Raw genomic sequence first — 19683 nt, forward strand, 5'->3', positions numbered from 1 at the left:
CGGGCGGCGAGTGGTGGCGGCGCGCAGGCACAAACAAGCGCTGGCTGTCGCGATCGCGTTGCTCGTCCTGGCAGCCGCGGACCTGGCGGTCGCGTTCCTCTGGCAACCGGAGACCCGCAGCCTCCTGCACGACGTTCTCGTCGTGTTCTGGCCGTTGCCCGCGCTGGCCGGCTTCCTGCTCCTCGCCTACGAGCTGTTCCTGCACCGCCGCCTGGTCAGCGAGCTGAGCCAGATCTCAGGTCCGAGCATCGTCGAACACCTGCTGCCGAACGACGTGCTGCGCACGTTCCTCTCCTCGATCTACGGCTCGCACGAGGCGAACCAGGACGTCGTCTCCGGCGTGCTGGGGGGTGACGGCCTGCGCCCGCACAAGGACCTCACGATCAGCACGAACACGACGGTGAAGCTGGAGCTCCAGGGCATCAACGCCAAGACCTACCACCTGATCACGACGCAGAGCTACCAGTTCCGGCACAGCGTTCCGGTCGACCGGTTCGTCATCTTCGCCACCAGCGACGTGCTGCTGCGGGACACGATCAGCGCCGCCTGCCGCTACCCGCTCTTCGAGCTGTACTACATCACCGACCCGTCGCTGTTCCTCGACTCGGTCGACGACGTCCTGCACTCGACGAAGATCGCCATCGACTACATCGACCACGACGGCGTGAGCCGTTCCGCCGCACCGAGCCAGATCCCGCTGCTCGAGGTGAAGTTCGACCAGTGGCCGAACTACCTGACCTTCTTCCGCGAGTCCACGAGCACCCAGCCGAAGCGGAGCCCGCACAGCCACCTGGGGGACCTGCGCATCTTCGAGTGCGACCTCAGCGGAATCGCCGAAGACCACCTGGTGAGCGCGATCCGCGGACTGACGATCACGTCACGGATGTTGCAGCGGACCAACGAGGGCTTCTGCTACTGGCAGGCGCCCTACCCGTCCTATGTGGAACAGATCCGCTTCGAGGCAAGGGGGCTCACGGTCGACCACTCCCCCAGGCACGAGTTCTCCATCATGCCGTTCCTGTTCCGCTCCAACACGGTGACCGGGCAGTGGCTGAAGGCGGACGACCTGGACGACCTCACCGTTCGGTCGTGGCTGCTCCCCGGCCACGGGGTGGCTCTGATGTGGCGGGAGGCGCGGCATTGACGGTGCCGCCGTTCGGCATGCGCCGGAACCAGTCGACCTGGTGCACGGGCTCCCCGGCCCGCCTCACGCAAACGGACGCAAGAAATTGCGTACACTTGCGTCATGACGCAACGGAGGCTGGCCGAAGTCGCGGCCAAGGTCGGGGTCAGCGAGGCCACCGTCAGCCGGGTGCTGAACGGCAAGCCGGGTGTCTCGGACGCCACGCGCAGCGCCGTTCTCACCGCACTCGACGTGCTGGGATACGAGCGGCCGACGCAGCTCAGGGGTGAACGGGCGAGGCTCGTGGGGCTCGTGCTGCCCGAGTTGCAGAACCCGATCTTCCCCGCGTTCGCGGACGTGGTCGGGAACGCGTTGGCGCAAAGGGGCTTCACGCCCGTGTTGTGCACCAGGACGGCCGGCGGGGTGACGGAGGCCGAGTACCTGGAGCTGCTGCTCGAGCAGCACGTCAGCGGAATCGTGTTCGCCGGCGGGTTGTACGCGCAGAAGGACGCCAGTCACGGGCACTACCAGCAGATGATGTCCCGGAAACTGCCTGCGGTGCTGGTCAACGCCGCCATAGACGACCTGGCGTTCCCGCGGGTCTCGTGCGATGACGCGGTGGCGGTCGAGCAGGCGTACGGGCATCTCACGTCGCTGGGGCACAAGAGGATCGGGGCCGTGCTGGGGCCGCCGGACCACGTGCCGAGCCAGCGGAAGCTCGAGGCCATCACCAAGAGCGGCGGGGCGGATGTCGAGCACGCCATGTTCAGCCTGGAGGGCGGGCAGGCCGCGGCCACGAAGCTGGTGCAGCGCGGGGTCACGGCGATCATCTGCGCCAGCGACCCGTTGGCGCTGGGTGCGATAAGGGCCGTCAGACGGGCCGGGCTGGACGTGCCCAAGGACGTGTCGATCATCGGGTACGACGACTCCGCCTTCATGACCTGCACTGATCCACCGCTGACCACCGTCCGCCAGCCCATCGAGTCGATGGGGCGGGCGGCTGTGGAGCTGCTGGCCAACCAGATCTCCGGCAACGCCGTGGCGCCGGACGAGTTGCTCTTCGAGCCCGAGTTGGTGGTGAGGGCGTCGACCGCTCCAGCCAGGTAGCAAGTCAGTCGTCTTCTTGCGAGTTTTCGTCTGGATATTGCGTTCAGATGTAACGGCGTCTTATGGTCGCCGTCACATCGACGCGCTCGCGAGAAGGGCGGCTCCACCATGAAGAAGTCCGCTGCCGTGCTGATTGGCGGTGTCCTGGTCCTGAGCTCAGTCGGCTGTGGGAGCGGTTCCACGACCGAGCCCGGCGGCAAGGTCCAGATCAACGTCAACGGTCAGCCGCCGCAGACGCAGGCGTTCGACCGCAAGGTCTTCGACGAGGACGTCGCGGAGTTCGAGAACGCGAACCCGGACATCGACCTCGTGCCGCACGAGGGGTTCATGGACCCGAAGACCTTCTCCGCCAAGCTCGCCGGCGGGCAGCTGGAGGACGTCTTCTACGTCTACTTCACCGATCCCGCGGCGCTCATCGCGCGCAAGCAGGCCGCCGACCTGACGGCCTACGTCAAGGACGTGCCGCACTACGGCGACCTCAAGCAGGAGCTCAAGGACGTCTTCACGGTCGACGGCAAGGTCTACGGGTTGCCCACCGCCAACTACACGATGGGCCTGCTCTACAGCCGCACCAACTTCACCAAGGCCGGGCTCGACCCGAACTCGCCGCCGAAGACGTGGGACGAGGTCCGGCAGGCGGCCAGGAGGCTCAAGGACGCGGGGGTCACCGGGTTCGCGGAGTACAGCAAGAGCAACCAGGGCGGCTGGCACTTCACGACCTGGATGAAGTCCGTCGGCGGTGACGTCGCCCGCAGGGACGGCGACAGGTACGTGGCCGACTTCGACAACGACAAGGGCAGGGAAGTCCTGCGCAGGCTCAAGGAGATGCGCTGGGACGACGGCTCCATGGGTGAGAAGCAGCTCCTGGAGATCGGCGACGTGCAGAACATGATGGGCGCGGGCCAGCTCGGCATGTACCTGGCCGCGCCGGACAACGTCGCCGCGATCGTCAACCAGTTCAAGGGCAGGTACGACGACTACGGTCTGGCCGCGATCCCGGGGCAGAAGGGCACCCTGCTCGGCGGCGAGGGGTACATGATCAACCCGAAGGCGTCGCCGGAGAAGATCAAGGCCGGCCTGCGGTGGATCCAGTGGAAGTACCTGAACCCGGACCGCCTCGAGGGCAACCTGCAGAAGTACAAGGACCGCGGTCAGCCCGTCGGCCTGCCGATCCCGCCGATCGCCGACATCTGGACCGGTGAGCCGCGCAAGAAGCAGGAAGAGCTGAAGGCCAGGTACGCCACCATGCCGGTGCAGAACTTCCAGGCCTACGTGGACGGTTCGGAGAAGACCAGGGGCTCGCTCGAACCGCCGCAGGCGCAGCAGGTCTACGCGATCCTCGACAGCGTCGTGCAGGCGACGCTCACGAACAAGGACGCGGACCACGCGGCACTGCTGAAGGATGCGGAGACCAAGGTCAACGCCGTCCTGGCGCAGGTGAAGTGAGTGCGGCGCCACGTCACCGCGTACGGCTTCCTGAGTGCCGCGCTGGTCGTCTTCGCGGTCTTCTCCTGGTACCCGGTCGTGCGCGGGGTGGTCCTGAGCTTCCAGCAGGTCGACTTCGTCACGAGCCCCGACTGGGTGGGCTGGGAGAACTTCGAGCGGCTCTTCGCGGACCCGCTGTTCGGGGTGGCGTGGCGCAACACCCTCTACTTCACGGTCCTGGCCCTGCTCATCGGGTTCGGGGTCCCGTTCCTGACGGCCGTGGTGCTCAACGAGCTGCGGCACGCCAAGGGCTACTTCCGGTTGCTGGTCTACCTGCCGGTGATGCTGCCGCCGGTCGTCACGGCACTGCTGTGGAAGTGGTTCTACGACCCGGGGCCGGGGCTGTTCAACTCCGTCCTCAGAGGACTCGGCCTGCCCGCGCTCCAGTGGCTGGACTCCGCCGGCACCAGCATGATCAGCCTCGTCCTGGTGATCACCTGGGCGAACATGGGCTCGGCGACGCTCATCTACCTGGCGGCACTGCAGACCATCCCCGGTGAGCTGTACGAGGCGGCGGACCTGGACGGCGCGAGCCTGGTCAGGAAGGTCTGGCACATCACGGTCCCGCAGACCAAGTTCGTGATCCTGATGCTCCTGCTGCTGCAGGTCGTGGCGACCATGCAGATCTTCACCGAGCCGTTCATCATGACCGGCGGCGGCCCGGAGGAGTCGACGGTCACGGTGCTGCTCCTGCTGTACCGCTATGCCTTCTACTACAACGACTTCGGCACCGCGAGCGCGCTGAGCCTCATCCTCTTCGCGGTGCTGGGCGTCTTCTCGTTCCTCTACCTCCGGATCACGAAGAAGGCCGACGGATGAGGACGCTCACGAAGAACAACGGCCCGCTCTACTGGGTCGTCCTCGCCGGCACGCTGGTCCTGTTCACCGCCGCGTTCCTGCTGCCGCTGGTCTGGGTGCTGCTCGGCGCCTTCAAGCCGCCGGCGGAGCTGGCGCGGCAGCCACCGACGATCCTGCCGGAGACGTGGGAGCCGGGCGCGTACGCCGACGCCTGGAACTACATGGACCTCGGCCGGTTCTTCCTCAACACCTTCGTCGTCGCGATCGGCGCGTGGGCGGTGCAGATGGCCGTGATCGTCCCCGCGGCCTACGCGCTCAGCAAGCTCCGGCCGATGTTCGGCAACGCCGTCATGGGCCTGATGCTGGCGACGCTGATGCTGCCGTCGACGGCCGTGCTGGTGCCGGTGTACCTCACGCTCACCGACCTCGGCCTGCTCAACAACCCGGCGGGCATCTGGCTGCCGGCCGCCGCCAACGCGCTGAACGTCTACCTGCTGAAGCGGTTCTTCGACCAGGTCCCCGAGGAACTGCTGGAGGCGGCCAGGATCGACGGCGCGAGCACGTGGACGATCCTGGTCAGGGTCGTCCTGCCGATCTCCCGGCCCATCCTCGCCGTCGTCTCGATCTTCGCCGTCGTGGCGGCGTGGAAGGACTTCATCTGGCCGTTGCTCGTGTTCCCCGACCCGGCGAGGCAGACGCTCAGTGTCGCGCTCCAACGCTTCGCGCCGGACACCCCGATCAACCTCCTGCTCGCGGGCCTCGTGCTGGCGAGCCTGCCGATGGTGGCGCTGTTCCTGGCGTTCCAGCGGCACATCCTCGCGGGGCTCACCGCGGGCGGCGTAAAAGGCTGAAAGGACACCAGATGAGTTGGTGGCGCAACGCATCCATCTACCAGGTCTACCTGCGCAGCTTCGCGGACGGCAACGGTGACGGCATCGGCGACATCGCGGGCCTGCGCGCCAGGCTCCAGCACATCGCGGGCCTCGGCTTCGACGCGATCTGGCTCAACCCCTGGTACCCGAGCCCGCTGGCCGACGGCGGCTACGACGTGGCCGACTACCGCGACATCGAGCCGGTGTTCGGGTCGCTCGCCGACGCCGAGAAGCTCATCGCGGACGCGCACGGGCTCGGCATCCGGGTCATCGTCGACCTCGTCCCGAACCACTGCAGCGACCAGCACCCGTGGTTCAAGGACGGCCTGTGGGACCGCTTCCACATCCGCGACGGCGAGGAGATCCCGAACGACTGGCAGTCGCGCTTCGGCGGCCCGGCGTGGAGCAGGCTCGACGACGGCCGCTGGTACCTGCACCTCTACGCCGCCGAGCAGCCGGACCTCAACTGGGAGAACCCGGTCGTCCACGACGAGTTCGAGGACATCCTGCGGTTCTGGCTCGACCGCGGCGTCGACGGCTTCCGCATCGACGTGGCCGACGGGCTGGTGAAGGACTTCGGCAAGCCCGACGCGGAGCTCCCCTACTCCGACCAGGACGGCGTGCACGAGATCTACCGGCGGTGGCGCCGGATCGTCGACTCCTACGACGGCGACCGCATCCTGGTCGGCGAGATGTGGCTGCCGGACCCGGAGCGGTTCGCCCGCTACCTCCGCCAGGACGAGATGCACAGCGCCTTCAACTTCGACTTCCTCTGCTGCCCCTGGAACGCCCGGGAGCTCAGGAAGGTCGTCGACAGCACGCTGGCGGCGCACGAACCCGTTGGCGCACCGCCGACCTGGGTGCTCTCCAACCACGACGTCACGCGGCACGTGACCCGCTACGGCCGCGAGAAGACGGGTTTCTCGTTCGCGGACAGGCAGCACGGCGCCCCCACCGACTTCGAACTGGGCACGCGGCGGGCACGGGCGGCGATCATGCTCACGGCGGCGCTGCCCGGCGGCGTCTACGTCTACCAGGGTGAGGAACTCGGCCTCTGGGAGGTCGAGGACCTGCCGGACGAGCTGCGCGAGGACCCGGTGTGGCACCGTTCCGGCTTCACCGACCGGGGACGCGACGGCTGCCGCGTGCCTCTCCCCTGGTCCTCGGAAGACGGTCCGAGCTGGTTGCCGCAGCCCGAGAACTGGCAGCGGTTCTCGGTCGAGGCCCAGACGGACGACCCCGGCTCGATGCTCGCCCTGTACCGCGAGGTGTTCGCGCGGCGCCGCGGCATCAGCGGCGACCTCGAGTGGCTCGACCTCGGCGAGGACGTGCTGGCGTTCAAGCGGGGCGACCACACCTGCGTCGTCAACCTGTCGGACCAGCCGGTGGAACTCCCCGCCGTGCCGGCGTTGTCCAGCGTTCCGCTCACCGGCGGCCAGCTGCCGCCCGACGCCGCGGCCTGGCTCGGGTGAGAGGACCGGGGGTGGCCGGGAGGCCACCCCCGGAGCTTCACCTCGTCGCGTAGGGCGAGTCGTCGGCCTTCGAGGCCTCGGTCGGCAGGTTCTTCACGATGCCGATGGCCGTCGTGTCGACGATGGCGTCCGCCGCGGCCTTCGGCATGATCGCCTGCAGGCCGGTCTTGCACTTCTCCAGGATTTCGAAGATCTTGTCGACGACCTTCGACAGGTTGCGGATGGTCGTGATCACCTTGTCGAGCCAGTCCGAGACCTTCTTGGCCCACTTCATGACCAGCCGGATGCCGTCGGCGACGATGCCCGGCGTCGCGAGCCCGACCGTGAGCAGCGCGGCCGCCGCCCACCTGATCAGCGCCTGCACCAGCTCGCTCATCGCCATCGAGATCAGGTCGCGCACGATCGTCCGCACCGTGGCGACGGCGACGCCCGCACCGGTCAGCGCGGCACCGACGCCCTCGGCGGCGAGACCGGCCGCCTTCACGCCGGTCGCCTCCGCCTTGGCCACCGCGCTGTAGGCGGTGATCGCGGCACCCTGCCACGCGCTGGTGTCGTTCTCGACCACCCGCGCCATGTCCTCGCCGGCCCTCTTGAGGTGATCGGCGACGTTGCCCCAGGTCGCGGCGTTCTGGTTGATCACGCCGGGGTTGCCCGCCAGCGAGTCCAGCATCGACTTCAACGGCTCGACGTGCTCGATGAACCACGCGAACGCCGACGACAGCAGCGTGCCGAACGGGTCGGCCAGGAAGCCCAGCGCGTCGATGCCCGCGCCGAGGACGTTGATGCCCGCCTCGGCCCAGTCACCGCGCTGAACGGCGGAGACCGCGTCCGCCGCCGGCTCGACGAGGTTGAGGCCGGCGAGCGCGCCCGGAGCCTCCGGGGCAGCGGCCACCAGCGGGTTCGGTGCGGTCATGACGTCAGCTCCCCGAGCTTTTCGACGATTTTCTCGAAGTTGCCGCCGAGCGCTTGGTCGACGGTGTCGTAGGTGTCGGCCATCCCGTTGACACCGTCCACAGTGGCGTTGACGACACCGTGCGCGGTGGCGACGGCACCGGTGCCGGCGGCCTCGATGGTGCCCATGATCGGCTCCAGCAGCGGGCTGCAGAGGATGCCGTACGCGTTGGCGCCGTTGATCTGCGCCTGCCCGATGGCCTGCTGGGCCGTCTCGATCTGCCTCACGATGCCGTCGAGCCGCCTGGCGTGCTCGCGCATCGCCTGCGTCTGGACGTTGAACCCCGGCGCGGTCATGCGCCTCACCACCCCTTGTCGTCGCGGGCGAAGTTGTGCCCGCCGAAGTCGTCGTCGTCAGCGGGACCGGTGGGGCGCGGCGGCGCGACCGGTTCCCCGGGCGGCGGCTCGGGGAAGCGCTCGTGGTACCCGCCCATCAGCGCGCCCATGGTCGCGGAGTCGTCGCCGATGATCGGCGCCATGGCCTCCTGCATCCGGGACGCGATCTGCGCCTGGGCGGTGCGCATCACGCCGAGGATCTCGGCGGACAACTGCGCGGGCTGCTTGCGCAGCGCCGCGTCGGTCAGGTCCAGCGCCGAGACGACACCGTTCTGGTCGACCGTGACGGACACCGAGCCGTCGGAGGAACGCTGCGTCACCCTGACCGCGTTCGCGACCTGCTTCATCTCGTCGGCCTGCCGGAGCTTGGCCTGGATCTGCGCGTTCCACTGACGCATCATCGCGTCGGGATCGGCTGCTGCCGGGTTCATCTAGTAGTCCCTCTCCTGTGCCTTCTTGCGACGGGAGGCGGCCGCTCCCACCACGGCCAGCGCCCCGATCCCACCTACCGCCAGACCCCCGAGCACCGATCCGATGCCGAGCACGACGCTCGGTTCGTAATCGGCGCGGTACACCGGCGCATTACCGGAGCCGCCCCGGACCTTCCTCTCACCCCGCTGCACGACGGGCACCTCGGTGCCCTCGTCGGACGGCCTGAGCTGGCCCGGCTCCGCTGTCACCCGCGCCGTGGTCCCGTCCTCCCACTCGACGTCGGCCCGGCAGATCCACCAGGTGCCGAAGCCGTGCCTGCTGACCGGTCCCCTGCCCGTGCAGTCGGTCACGCGGGCGACACCCCGGTCCGCGACCGGTCTGGTGTTCGTCCCCGCGACCGGGTCGAACCGCGTGAAGCCGGTGAGGCCCAGCCACACCCCGAGCCACAGAACCACCAGGGCGACCGGCCCAGCGACCCACCTCATGCGCCTCGTCCCCTCGTCCGTCCTGGTTGGACTTCGTCCCGGTCCGTCCGGTTCCACCGAGTTCGGCGGCCATCTGGCGACCATCCGGGCACGCGTGCGGGGCAGTTCGGGCGTGCCCAGTCTGGCCGACCTGTGTGAACGTGGTCTCACCTGGGACGAATCGGGCGAAAATCGGGCAGGATTGCACCCAGTTGTGGTAGCGACCACAGAGTTACCAGGGTGTTTCATCTATGCACAGCCCGAACGGGCATACCGATAGCCGAGTGGGCAGGTGAAATGCGAGCCGAGGAACGCAAACGTCGCATTCTGGCCAGGGCCCGCGCCGACGGCCGCGTCGACGTGGTGGAGATGGCGCAGGAACTGCGCGTCGCGCCCGAGACGGTTCGACGCGACCTGCGCGTGCTCGACGAGCACGGCCTGGTCCGCCGCACGCACGGCGGCGGCGTCCCGGTCGAGAGCGCCGGTTTCGAGACCGGCCTGAGGTTCCGGGCCGGATCGCACGTCCCGGAGAAGCGCCGCGTCGCGAAGGCGGCCGCCGAACGGCTCGACGACGCCGAGACCGTCTTCATCGACGAGGGCTACACGCCGCAGCTCGTCGCGGAGGCGCTGCCGACCACCAACCCGCTCACGATCATCACCGCGTCGCTGCCGACCGCGGCGGCGATGTCCGAGCACCCGTCGTGCACCGTCCTGCTGCTGGGCGGGCGCGTCAGGGGCCACACACTGGCCACTGTGGACCACTGGACCACCAGGATGCTCGGCGAGATGGTCATCGACCTCGCCTACATCGGCGCCAACGGCATCTCCCGCGAGCACGGCCTGACCACACCCGACCCGGCGGTCGGCGCGGTCAAGGCCAAGGCGCTCAGCTCGTCCCGGCGCAAGATCTTCGTCGGGACGCACACGAAGTTCGGCGTCTCCAGCTTCCACCGGTTCGCCGAGGTCTCCGACCTGGAGGCGATCGTCACCGACAGCGGCCTCAGCGCCCACGAGGCCCACCGCTACACCCTGCTAGGCCCCAAGGTCATCAGAGCCTGACCTGCCCTCACCCCTTCGGGCGCTCCATCCCCCTTCTTCAGCGCGCTCGAAAACCCTGGAAAGGAACCGACGATGTCGTCGATTCGCACACTCGGAGCCGCCACCGCGGTGTTGCTGCTGGCTTCCGCCTGCTCCGGAGCAGGCGGCGGGGGTGGCGGTGAGAACTCGGTGAACGTGCTGATGGTGAACAACCCGCAGATGCAGGACCTGCAGAAGCTCACCGCGGACAACTTCACCAAGGACACCGGCATCAAGGTGAACTTCACCGTGCTGCCCGAGAACGACGTCCGCGACAAGATCAGCCAGGACTTCTCCAGCCAGGCCGGCCAGTACGACGTGGCGACGATCTCCAACTACGAGACGCCGATGTTCGCCAAGAACGGCTGGCTGGCGCCGATGGACGACTTCGTCGCGAAGGACAGCGCGTTCGACCAGGCCGACATCCTGGAGCCGATCCGCCAGTCGCTGACCGCCGCCGACGGCAAGGTCTACGCGCAGCCGTTCTACGGCGAGTCGTCGTTCCTCATGTACCGCAAGGACATCTTCGAGGCCAAGGGTGTCTCCCTGCCCGACAAGCCGACCTGGCAGCAGGTCGCCGAGGCCGCCGCGAAGGTCGCCACCCCCGAGGTCCGCGGCATCTGCCTGCGCGGCCAGCCGGGCTGGGGCCAGGTCATGGCGCCGCTCACGACGGTCGTGAACACCTTCGGCGGCACGTGGTTCACCAAGGACTGGCAGGCGCAGGTCAACGCGCCGGAGTTCAAGGAGGCCACCAAGTTCTACGTCGACCTCGTCCGCAACCACGGCGAGAACGGCGCCCCGCAGGCCGGCTTCGCCGAGTGCCTCAACAACATGACGCAGGGCAAGGTCGCGATGTGGTACGACGCCACGGTCGCCGCCGGTCTGCTCGAGGCGAACGACTCGCCGGTCAAGGGCAAGCTCGGCTTCACCCAGGCGCCGGTCGTGAAGACCGACAGCTCCGGCTGGCTCTACACCTGGGCGTTCGGCATCCAGAAGGCGTCGAAGAAGCAGGAGAACGCCTGGAAGTTCATCTCCTGGGCGTCGGGCAAGGGCTACGAGGAGCTCGTCGGCAAGAACCTCGGCTGGTCGAAGCTCCCCGACGGCAAGCGTGCGTCGACCTACCAGCGCCCCGAGTACAAGCAGTCCTCCGGCAGCTTCTCCGCGATGGCCGAGGCCGCGATCAAGAACGCGAAGCCGCTGAACCCCGGTGTGCAGGAGCGCCCGGCGCCCGGCATCCAGTTCGTCGGCATCCCCGAGTTCACCGACCTCGGCACCCAGGTGTCGCAGCAGATCAGCTCGGCGATCGCGGGTGCGACGTCCGTGGACGACGCGCTGAACAACGGCCAGGGTCTCGCCGAGAAGGTCGCGGCGAAGTACAAGGGACAGTGACATGGCCGTCCTGACGCGCGAGGAGCGGTCGGTCGTCGACCGGCCGCCCCCGTCCCCGCAAGGGGTACTCGAAGTGGGCCCGGCGGGCGCCCCTGCTGCCCGCCCTCATCTTCCTGATCATCGTGACGCAGCTGCCGTTCGTGGCAACGCTCGTCATCTCGTTCATGAAGTGGAACTCGCTCGACCCCACCAACCGCGGGTTCGCCGGGTTCGACAACTACGTCAACGTGTTCACCGACCCCGACCTGCGTTCGTCGGTGGTCAACACGATCGTGCTCACGGCGTCGGTCGTGATCATCAGCCTGGTCCTCGGGCTGGGCCTGGCGCTGCTGCTGGACAAGAAGTTCGCCGGTCGCGGGTTCGTGCGCACCATGCTCATCGCGCCGTTCCTCGTGGTGCCGGTCGCGGCGGCGCTGCTCTGGAAGCACGTGCTCTACAACCCGGAGTACGGCCTGTTCAACGGAATCCTGAACTGGCTGGGCTTCGACGCCCAGCCGGACTGGATCTCGACCATGCCGATGAGCGCCGTGGTGCTGTCGCTGGTGTGGCAGTGGACGCCGTTCATGATGCTGATCCTGCTGGCGGGCCTGCAGTCCAAGCCGGTCGAACCCGTCGAGGCGGCCACGATCGACGGCGCGTCGTCGTTCCAGGTCTTCCGGTACCTGACGTTCCCGCACCTGCGGCAGTACCTGGAGCTCGGCGGGCTGCTCGGGTCGATCTACATCGTGCAGAACTTCGACGCGGTCTTCACGATCACGTCCGGTGGTCTGGGCACGGCGAACCTGCCGTACATGATCTACCAGACCTTCTACCAGGCCCACGAGTACGGCGAGGCCTCCGCGGCCGGCGTCATCGTGGTCGCGGGCTCGATGGTCATCGCGACGTTCGCGCTGCGCGTGGTGTCCTCGCTGTTCAAGGAGGAGAAGCGATGACCGCCAAGTGGGTCGGACGCGGCTGGGGTGTCCTCGCCTGGTTCGCCGGCATCGTGTTCTTCGCGCCCGTGGCCTGGATGTTCCTGACCTCGCTGCACAGCGAGACGGACGCGGCCACGAACCCGCCGTCGATCGCGGCGCCGCTGACGCTCGACGGCTACGCGCAGTTCTTCGACTCCGGCGCGTGGCCGCCGCTGATCAACTCGTTCAGCGCCTCGATCGGGTCGACGATCATCGTGCTGCTGCTGGCGATCCCGGCCGCGTACGCGTTGTCGATCAAACCGGTGGAGAAGTGGACGGACGTCCTGTTCTTCTTCCTCTCCACCAAGATGATGCCCGTCGTCGCGGCGCTGCTGCCGATCTACCTGATCGCGCAGTTCTCCGGGATGCTCGACAACATCTCGTTCCTCACGCTGCTGTACTGCTCGATGAACCTGCCGATCGCGGTGTGGCTCATGCGGTCGTTCCTGTCCGAGGTCCCGAAGGAGATCCTCGAGGCGGCCTCGATCGACGGCGCGGGTCTGCTCACGATCCTGCGCCGGGTGGTGGCACCGATCGCGATGCCCGGCATCGCGGCGACGGCGTTGATCTGCTTCATCTTCAGCTGGAACGAGCTGCTCTTCGCACGGGTGCTCACCGGTGTCGTCGCCGGCACCGCGCCCGTGTACCTGACCGGGTTCGTCACGTCGCAGGGCCTCTTCCTGGCGAAGGTCTGCGCCGCGGCGGTCGTGGTCTCTCTGCCGGTGCTCATCGCCGGGTTCGCCGCCCAGGACAAGCTCGTCCAGGGCCTTTCGTTGGGAGCGGTCAAGTGAAAGCAGCAGTGATCACCGGCGTCGGATCCGTCGAAGTGACCACTGTGGACGATCCCACGTGCGGTCCTCGCGAGGTCGTCGTCCAGGTGGCGGCCTGCGGCCTGTGCGGCACGGACCTGCACATCCTGCAGGGCGAGTTCGCGCCGACCCTGCCGGTCGTGCCGGGTCACGAGTTCGCCGGCACGGTCGTCGAGATCGGCTCGCAGGTGAACGAGGTCGCCGTGGGTGACCGGGTGGCCGTCGACCCGTCGCTGTACTGCTACGAGTGCCGGATGTGCCGTTCCGGCAGGAGCAACCTCTGCGAGCGCTGGGCGGCCATCGGCGTCACGACCTCCGGTGGCGCGGCGGAGTTCGCGAAGGCCCCGGTGGCGAACTGCGTCAAGCTGCCGGACCACGTGCGGACCGAGGACGCGGCGCTCATCGAGCCGCTGTCGTGCGCGGTGCGCGGCTACGACGTGCTGCGTTCGCAGATGGCGTCGCGGGTGCTGATCTACGGCTCGGGCACGATGGGCCTGATGATGCTGCAGCTCGGCAAGCTGACCGGCGCGTCGTCGATCGAGGTCGTCGACCTCAACCCGGAGCGGCTGGAGACGGCGAAGCAGCTCGGCGTGACGGCCGTGGCGGCGACGCCGGACGAGCTCGACCGGCCGCAGGGCTGGGACGTCGTCATCGACGCGACCGGCAACGAGAAGGCCATCCAGGACGGTCTCGGGCGCGTCGCCAAGGGCGGCACGTTCCTCCAGTTCGGCGTCTCGGACTACTCCGCGCGCGTGACCATCGAGCCGTACAAGATCTACAACCAGGAGATCACCATCACCGGCTCGATGGCGGTGCTGCACTCGTTCGAACGGGCGGCGGACCTCTTCGCGACCGGAGTGCTCGACCCCGAGGTGTTCATCAGCGACAGGGTGCCGCTGGACGACTACGCCGGGGCGTTGGACCAGTTCAAGTCCGGTAAGGGCCGCAAGATCCAGGTCCTGCCCTGAGTCCGTCGTAGGAAGTTCGCCGAAGTTCGTGGGCACTCGTGTATCCAGACGAGTGCCCACGACTCCTTCCAGACATGTCGAAGTCCGGGCAGAAAGTAGTACCGCCGTACTTTTCGCACATGTCCGACGAAGAGCTCCTCGCGTGGTACGCGGAGCTTCAGGCGCGGGCGATGAACCCGCCGCCTGGGGACGTCGATTTCGACCACGTCCACAAGGCCGCCGAACCGGTGTCCGTCGAGCAGCTGCGCCACCGGATCATGACGTTCCAGGGCTGGCCTGGAGGTCTTTCCACGCTGGACGCCGGATCTCCGTTCCACAACCTGTGGCACTGGCTCAGCGACTGACGCGGCGCGAGGTCACCCTCGCTCGCGTCATCGGCGCCCTAGTGGCCGCCGGCGTGCTCTACGCCGTCGTGCTCGCCGCGGTCACCGGCGCCGTCTCACATCCGCGGAACTGGCTGGTCGCGGTCGCCTGCACCCTGCTCGGGGTGCGGGTGATCGGTCACGTCCGCAGGTCACCGGTCGGGTGGCTGTTGCTGGTCATGGGCGTGTTCGGCGCCATCGCCGTCGCGGCCGCCGGTCAGCCGGAGAACCACCCCGCCCGCTGGCTCGAAGCGTGGATCTGGTGGCCCACGTACGCGTTGCTGCCCGCGGTGGCGCTGGTGTTCCCGAACGGCAAGCCGCTGAACAACCGCTGGTGGATCGCCATCGGCGCGTCGCTGTTCAGCACTCTCGTCGGAACCATCACGATCGCGTGGGCGTCGTGGGGCAACCCCGCCGAGTTCTGGCAGCTGAGCGGGGACGGGCTCGCGAAGACGATCACGAAGATCGCGGTGCTCGCGGCCGGCCTGTCGGTGGTCGCGGCCGTGGCGTCGCTGTTCCTCCGCTGGCGGCGGGCCGAGGGGGACGAACGACGCCTGCTCGTGTGGGCGTTCGCGCTGCTGGCGTTGGCTGTCGTGGCGACCGTTGTGGAGACGACGGACGGGCACGTCGCCTGGATCATCGGTGTGCTGGCGTTTCCTGCCGCTGCGGTGATCGCCATCGTGCGGTACGGCCTGTACGACATCAGCCTGCTCATCCACCGGTCGTTGCTCTACGGCTCTTTGACGGTCGTCCTGCTTCTCGTCTACCTCGGCGTGATGGTCGCGGCGGGCGCGCTGCTCACCGACGACGCCGAGGTCGTCGGGGTCGTGGCGGCGGGTCTGGTGTTCGCGCCGATCCGGAGCTGGGTGCAGCGCAAGCTCGACCGGTGGTTGTTCGGTGAGCGCTCCGACCCCTACGGCGCTTTGTCGACTTTGAGCGAGAAGCTCGAACGGTCGCAGGACGTGCTGCCGACGGTCGCGCAGACCGTCGCCGAGTCGCTGAAGCTGCCGTACGTGGCGATCCGCGGTTCGTCGGTGCTGGCCGAGCACGGGCGCAGCCGCGGGTGGCCGCAGCTCCGCTTCCCCATGACCTACCGGGGTGCGCACGTCTGCGACCTCGTCGTCGAGCCGCGCGCACCCGACGAGCGCCTCAGCGACCGGGAGCTGACCCTGCTCGGCGACCTCGCCCGCTCCACCGCGCCCGCCGCGCAGTCGATCAGGCTGACCGCCGACCTGCAGCTCGCGCGCGAACGGCTGGTGCGGGCGCGTGAAGAGGAACGGCTGCGCTTGCGACGCGACCTGCACGACGGCGTCGGACCGGCGCTGGTCGGCATCCGGTTGCAGCTCAAGGCGTTGCGCCGGTCGCTGGGCGACGTGCTCGACCCCGTGCTGGCGGACGTCGACACGACCGCCGTCGAGGTGCGCCGGCTCGTGGACGGCCTGCGACCGCCGATCCTCGACCAGGGCCTGGCGCTGGCCGTGCGGGACGAGGCCGCGCGCTTCCGCGGCGACCTGCTGGTCGAGGTCGACGTCGAGCAGATCGACGGGCTGTCGGCCGCCGTCGAGGTTGCCGCCTACCGGATCGTCGCGGAGGCGCTGACCAACACCGCACGCCACTCCGGGGCCTCGACCTGCACGATCAGCGTGCGGACCGACGGCGACCTGGTCGTGGAGGTCGTGGACGACGGACGCGGGGTCGCGGCGGACTCCAAGCCGGGTGTCGGTCTCGACTCGATGCGAGAACGCTGCGCGGAACTGGGTGGATCGTGCACAGTGGGACCCGCTCACCCCCGAGGGACGCGGGTGGTGGCGCGGATCCCGTTGGAGGCCCAGTAGTGGCAGGCACAGCGACTCGCGTTGTCATCGCCGACGACCACCCGGTGTTCCGGCGCGGCCTGAAGGCGTTGCTGGACGGCGAGGACGGCATCTCCGTCGTCGGCGACGCCGCGGACGGGCAGGAGGCCGTGCGCGTCGTCCTCGACCTGGAGCCGGACGTCGTCGTGATGGACCTGCACATGCCCGTCCTCGGCGGCGTCGAGGCGGCCAAGCGGATCCAGGCGGCCCTGCCCGGCGTCGGTGTCCTCGTCCTGACGATGCACGAGGACGACGAGCTCGTGTTCGCGGCGATGAAGGCCGGTGCGCGCGGTTACCTCGTGAAGACCACGGACGACGACGAGATCGTGCGCGCGGTGCAGGCCATAGGAGCCGGAGAAGCGATTTTCAGCGCCACCATCGCGCAACGCATGATGGGCTACTTCACCGCGATCTCCTCCTCGGAGGTCGTGGCGTTCCCCAGCTCACCGACCGCGAGCGGGAAGTCCTGAAGCTGATGGCGTCCGGCCTCGACAACCCGTCCATCGCGCACAAGCTGCACCTCTCGGGCAAGACCGTCCGCAACCGGGTGTCGGCGATCTTCACGAAGCTCCAGGTGGCCGACCGGGCGCAGGCCATCGTGCGCGCCCGCGAGGCGGGACTCGGAAGTCCCCGGTAAATCGGGACAACGGTCACCTGACGGCGGGACAAGGCCCCCGGTGGGATCGGCGTATCCGCCGAAGGGGGCCCGATGGACATCACCTGGGACGTCGCACACGCGCGGCTCAGCCACGACCGCATGCTGCACGTCGCCCAAGCGCTCATCTCGATGCGCCCGGAGACCGTCACGCTGGGCGGCGGCGAGCCGCTCGGCGTGCCCGGCCTGTTCGAGATCGTCGCACTGTTCCGCGAAGCCGGGATCGACCTCGTCCTGCGCACGTCCGGCAAGTCGCTGCACCCGTCGATGGTGCGGACGCTGCTGGAGTCGTGCGCGCGCATCGAGGTGTGCGCGATGGCGTTCGCCCACGCCATGCACGCCCTGCACCTGCTCGACGTCGGCGCCGCCAAGCTCGACCGGCACGCCGCGTTCGGCCTCGACGCCACCGGCATCCGGCGCGGCTTCGACCGGCTCGAGGACTTCTGCGCCACGACCGCGTTCGAGCTGCCGCACCTCGCGTTCATCGCGTTCAGCGACACGATCGGGTCGGACCACGCGCAGTACCTGCAGTCGCTCGCGCCTCAGACCGTGCGGGTGACGGTCGAGACCGCGAACACGTCCGTGGTCAGAGCGAGTTGAGCAGGGCGCGCCAGGCAGAGGTGGAGAACGCGAGAACGTCACCGCTCGCGTTCTTCGTGTCGCGGACGAGGACGTCCTGGACCAGTGAGACCTCCACGCAGCTCTCTGCGGTACCGCCGTTGCTGTAGCTGCTCTTACGCCAGGTCCGTTCCGCCGCCATGAGGGTCCTCTCGAAGTCCGCTGACGTACTCCGCCAGCAATCGCTTCGATTGTTCCGCATCCAGTGCGACGGCATCCAGCCGCTGAAAGAGCCGCCTGGCCCGCCCGACGGCCACGGTGTCCTGCGCCCACACCTGGGCGGTCTCGGACTCGCTGTACACGACTGGAGACGCCTTGCCGAACTCGTACAGCGTGACGGGAGAGCGGAAGGCACAGACGTTCGCGGGTACGACCCTGAGGATGTGGGTGTTGAAAAGCAGGCGCAGGTACTGTTCTTCTCGAACGCGCGCATTACCCAACTGCATCCGCAAAGCCAACTCGTGCACGAAGAACGCGCACTCCGGCCTGGTCGGTCGACGCATGATCGTCTGCCTGTCCATCCGGGCTTGGACGAGCCGCGCGATGTCCTCTGGTGCCTCGATGTGCGAGTCGACGAACAACTGGTGTGCGTACTCCTCGGTCTGCATCAGTCCGTGCATGATCAGGACGTCGTAGGAGAAGATCTTCGTGGCCATCGCCTCGGCCATCGCAAGAGTCCGAACGTTGTCGGACACCTGAGCGAAGAACAGGTCGAAGGCGTTGTAGTAGCGGCTGCGGAACTCGTTGACGAAGTCGATGTCCTTGCCGCACGTCGCCAGGTACTGGACGAGGTCGATCTCGCTCGCGCGCACCTTCCCGAGCTCGATGTCGGACACCTTGCTCGGGTCCCAGCCGAGCTGGACGGCCATCGCACGGCCGGTGAACGAGGTGCACGACTCGCGGACCCGGCGCAGTTCGTCGCCCAGGCACCGGCTGTACGGGGTGGAAATGGTGGCGGTCATGCCCTTCGACGGTAGGGCTTGGATTCATTCCACACCACTGGCTCATTCGGGTGAAAACAAGCTAGAAAACACCGCCGCGAACAGCGAAAACGTCCTCGATAGGCGCCATAGCGCCGAGGGCGAGACGCAGCAGCACGCGTGCCTTGCGGGGACATAGCCAGCCGGCCATCACGGCGCCGCGCTGGATCAGGTCCGACTCGGACCCGACGAAGCCGTAGGTGTCGCGGAACGTCGTGCCCGCGCCCGTCCGCGTCGCCACCACCACCGGGAACCGGGCCCGTGAGATGGCCTCCGCCATGCCGGCCGACACGTGGCCGACGCCGGTGGCGGCGACGACGGTTCCCCCGACGTCGAGCCAGTCGAGGATCGAGCCGTCGTCGTCCACAGTGGCCTCGATGAGCGGAACCGCCGGTGCGTCGAGAGGCCGTGGCAGCGCGGTCAGCCGGTGCGCGGGGTGGAAGTACCGCGGCGAGCCCTCGACGACGAGTCCGAGGGGACCCGGGAACGACTCGAAGGCGTTGGGGAGGCTGCTGTGCGTCTTGCGGACCCAGCGGGCGGCGTGGACCTCGTCGTTGAGGACGAGCAGGGCGCCGCGGCCGCGTGAGTTGGGTGCCGCCGCGACCGCGACGGCGGCGGTGAGGTTGGCGGGGCCGTCGGCGCCGGGGAGGCCGGGGTGCCGCATGGCGCCGGTGACGACGACCGGTTCGTCGTGCGGCCACAGGCAGTCGAAGAAGTACGCGGTCTCTTCGAGGGTGTCGGTGCCCTGGACGACGACCACACCGGCGGCGCCTCCGGAGACCTGCTCGTCGGCCCAGTCGAAGGCCTCCAGCAGGGTGGTGAAGGTGAGCGAGGCGCCCGGGACCGTCGCCAGGGTCGCGATCTCCCCCACCTCCAAGCCCCGCACGAGGTCCCCGGCGCCCAGGGTCGGCGACACCGCGCCGGAGCCCGTCATCGTGATCGTGCCGCCGAGCGACGCCACCGCCACCTGTGAGCTCAT

21 protein-coding genes and 1 pseudogene are annotated in these 19683 nt (G+C 68.4%); 15 read left to right on the plus strand and 7 right to left on the minus strand.

Annotated elements, in window-relative coordinates; translation table 11 throughout:
- Window positions 1-13: 13 nt before the first annotated feature.
- From V1227_RS22150 to V1227_RS22175, 6 genes are all read left to right on the plus strand, one after another.
- Window positions 14-1144: a hypothetical protein gene (locus V1227_RS22150; protein ID WP_329787487.1), complete on the plus strand. Its 1131-nt coding sequence runs from the start codon at window positions 14-16 to the stop codon at window positions 1142-1144.
- A gap of 102 nt (window positions 1145-1246) precedes the next feature.
- On the plus strand, window positions 1247-2230 hold the full coding sequence (locus tag V1227_RS22155) for a LacI family DNA-binding transcriptional regulator (protein WP_329787488.1): 984 nt from the start codon (window positions 1247-1249) through the stop codon (window positions 2228-2230).
- A 108-nt stretch (window positions 2231-2338) separates the two neighbouring features.
- Window positions 2339-3676, plus strand: a complete 1338-nt coding sequence (locus tag V1227_RS22160; protein ID WP_329787489.1) for an ABC transporter substrate-binding protein — start codon at window positions 2339-2341, stop codon at window positions 3674-3676.
- Window positions 3677-4534: a carbohydrate ABC transporter permease gene (locus V1227_RS22165; protein ID WP_329787490.1), complete on the plus strand. Its 858-nt coding sequence runs from the start codon at window positions 3677-3679 to the stop codon at window positions 4532-4534. It abuts the gene before it with no gap.
- Window positions 4531-5364, plus strand: coding sequence for a carbohydrate ABC transporter permease (locus V1227_RS22170; RefSeq protein WP_329787491.1), 834 nt, complete (start codon window positions 4531-4533; stop codon window positions 5362-5364). Before V1227_RS22165 ends, V1227_RS22170 begins: the two co-directional genes overlap by 4 nt.
- A gap of 11 nt (window positions 5365-5375) precedes the next feature.
- Entirely contained in the window at window positions 5376-6857 is a 1482-nt protein-coding gene (locus tag V1227_RS22175) for a glycoside hydrolase family 13 protein (protein ID WP_329787492.1), read from the plus strand.
- A 37-nt stretch (window positions 6858-6894) separates the two neighbouring features.
- On the opposite strand, the gene V1227_RS22180 is transcribed toward V1227_RS22175, so the two are convergent.
- Genes V1227_RS22180 through V1227_RS22195 form a run of 4 tightly spaced genes read right to left on the minus strand, consistent with a single transcriptional unit; the run spans window position 6895 to window position 9061 of the window.
- The gene (locus V1227_RS22180; RefSeq protein WP_329787493.1) at window positions 6895-7770 is read right to left on the minus strand and encodes a WXG100 family type VII secretion target; all 876 of its coding nucleotides are present in this window, start codon (window positions 7768-7770) and stop codon (window positions 6895-6897) included.
- Entirely contained in the window at window positions 7767-8105 is a 339-nt protein-coding gene (locus tag V1227_RS22185) for a type VII secretion target (RefSeq protein WP_329787494.1), read from the minus strand. Before V1227_RS22185 ends, V1227_RS22180 begins: the two co-directional genes overlap by 4 nt.
- Window positions 8106-8110: 5 nt before the next feature.
- On the minus strand, window positions 8111-8575 hold the full coding sequence (locus V1227_RS22190) for a YbaB/EbfC family nucleoid-associated protein (RefSeq protein ID WP_329787495.1): 465 nt from the start codon (window positions 8573-8575) through the stop codon (window positions 8111-8113).
- Window positions 8576-9061, minus strand: a complete 486-nt coding sequence (locus V1227_RS22195; RefSeq protein WP_329787496.1) for a DUF6346 domain-containing protein — start codon at window positions 9059-9061, stop codon at window positions 8576-8578.
- A gap of 276 nt (window positions 9062-9337) precedes the next feature.
- Between V1227_RS22195 and V1227_RS22200 the strand changes: the two genes are divergently transcribed.
- The 9 genes and pseudogenes from V1227_RS22200 (at window position 9338) to V1227_RS22240 (ending at window position 17706) form a co-directional block, all read left to right on the plus strand.
- The gene (locus V1227_RS22200) at window positions 9338-10099 is read left to right on the plus strand and encodes a DeoR/GlpR family DNA-binding transcription regulator (protein WP_329787497.1); all 762 of its coding nucleotides are present in this window, start codon (window positions 9338-9340) and stop codon (window positions 10097-10099) included.
- 72 nt (window positions 10100-10171) lie between these two features.
- Entirely contained in the window at window positions 10172-11506 is a 1335-nt protein-coding gene (locus V1227_RS22205) for an ABC transporter substrate-binding protein (RefSeq protein ID WP_329787498.1), read from the plus strand.
- A gap of 122 nt (window positions 11507-11628) precedes the next feature.
- Window positions 11629-12438: a carbohydrate ABC transporter permease gene (locus V1227_RS22210; protein ID WP_329787499.1), complete on the plus strand. Its 810-nt coding sequence runs from the start codon at window positions 11629-11631 to the stop codon at window positions 12436-12438.
- Window positions 12435-13250 carry a carbohydrate ABC transporter permease gene (locus tag V1227_RS22215; protein ID WP_329787500.1) on the plus strand — a complete coding sequence of 272 codons (816 nt, stop codon included), beginning with the start codon at window positions 12435-12437 and terminating at the stop codon, window positions 13248-13250. The genes V1227_RS22210 and V1227_RS22215 overlap by 4 nt, the downstream gene beginning before the upstream one ends.
- Entirely contained in the window at window positions 13247-14236 is a 990-nt protein-coding gene (locus V1227_RS22220; protein WP_329787501.1) for a zinc-dependent alcohol dehydrogenase family protein, read from the plus strand. The genes V1227_RS22215 and V1227_RS22220 overlap by 4 nt, the downstream gene beginning before the upstream one ends.
- A gap of 119 nt (window positions 14237-14355) precedes the next feature.
- Entirely contained in the window at window positions 14356-14580 is a 225-nt protein-coding gene (locus V1227_RS22225; RefSeq protein WP_329787502.1) for a hypothetical protein, read from the plus strand.
- Window positions 14559-16433, plus strand: coding sequence for a sensor histidine kinase (locus V1227_RS22230; RefSeq protein WP_329787503.1), 1875 nt, complete (start codon window positions 14559-14561; stop codon window positions 16431-16433). The genes V1227_RS22225 and V1227_RS22230 overlap by 22 nt, the downstream gene beginning before the upstream one ends.
- Window positions 16433-17088: pseudogene (locus V1227_RS22235) on the plus strand (response regulator). The gene V1227_RS22230 and the pseudogene V1227_RS22235 overlap by 1 nt, the downstream one beginning before the upstream one ends.
- Window positions 17089-17160: 72 nt before the next feature.
- Window positions 17161-17706 (plus strand): radical SAM protein, encoded by a 546-nt coding sequence (locus tag V1227_RS22240; protein ID WP_329787504.1) that lies wholly within the window; start codon window positions 17161-17163, stop codon window positions 17704-17706.
- On the opposite strand, the gene V1227_RS22245 is transcribed toward V1227_RS22240, so the two are convergent.
- The 3 genes from V1227_RS22245 to V1227_RS22255 all read right to left on the minus strand — a co-directional run bounded on the left by V1227_RS22245 (window position 17693) and on the right by V1227_RS22255 (window position 19683).
- Window positions 17693-17866, minus strand: a complete 174-nt coding sequence (locus tag V1227_RS22245; protein WP_329787505.1) for a DUF397 domain-containing protein — start codon at window positions 17864-17866, stop codon at window positions 17693-17695. The two genes, V1227_RS22240 and V1227_RS22245, sit on opposite strands and share 14 nt — an antisense overlap.
- Window positions 17841-18686, minus strand: a complete 846-nt coding sequence (locus V1227_RS22250; protein ID WP_329787506.1) for a helix-turn-helix domain-containing protein — start codon at window positions 18684-18686, stop codon at window positions 17841-17843. Before V1227_RS22250 ends, V1227_RS22245 begins: the two co-directional genes overlap by 26 nt.
- Window positions 18687-18747: 61 nt before the next feature.
- Window positions 18748-19683, minus strand: coding sequence for an asparaginase (locus V1227_RS22255; protein ID WP_329787507.1), 936 nt, complete (start codon window positions 19681-19683; stop codon window positions 18748-18750).

Source organism: Lentzea sp. DG1S-22, from assembly GCF_036321065.1.
GTDB classification, from domain to species: domain Bacteria; phylum Actinomycetota; class Actinomycetes; order Mycobacteriales; family Pseudonocardiaceae; genus Lentzea; species Lentzea jiangxiensis.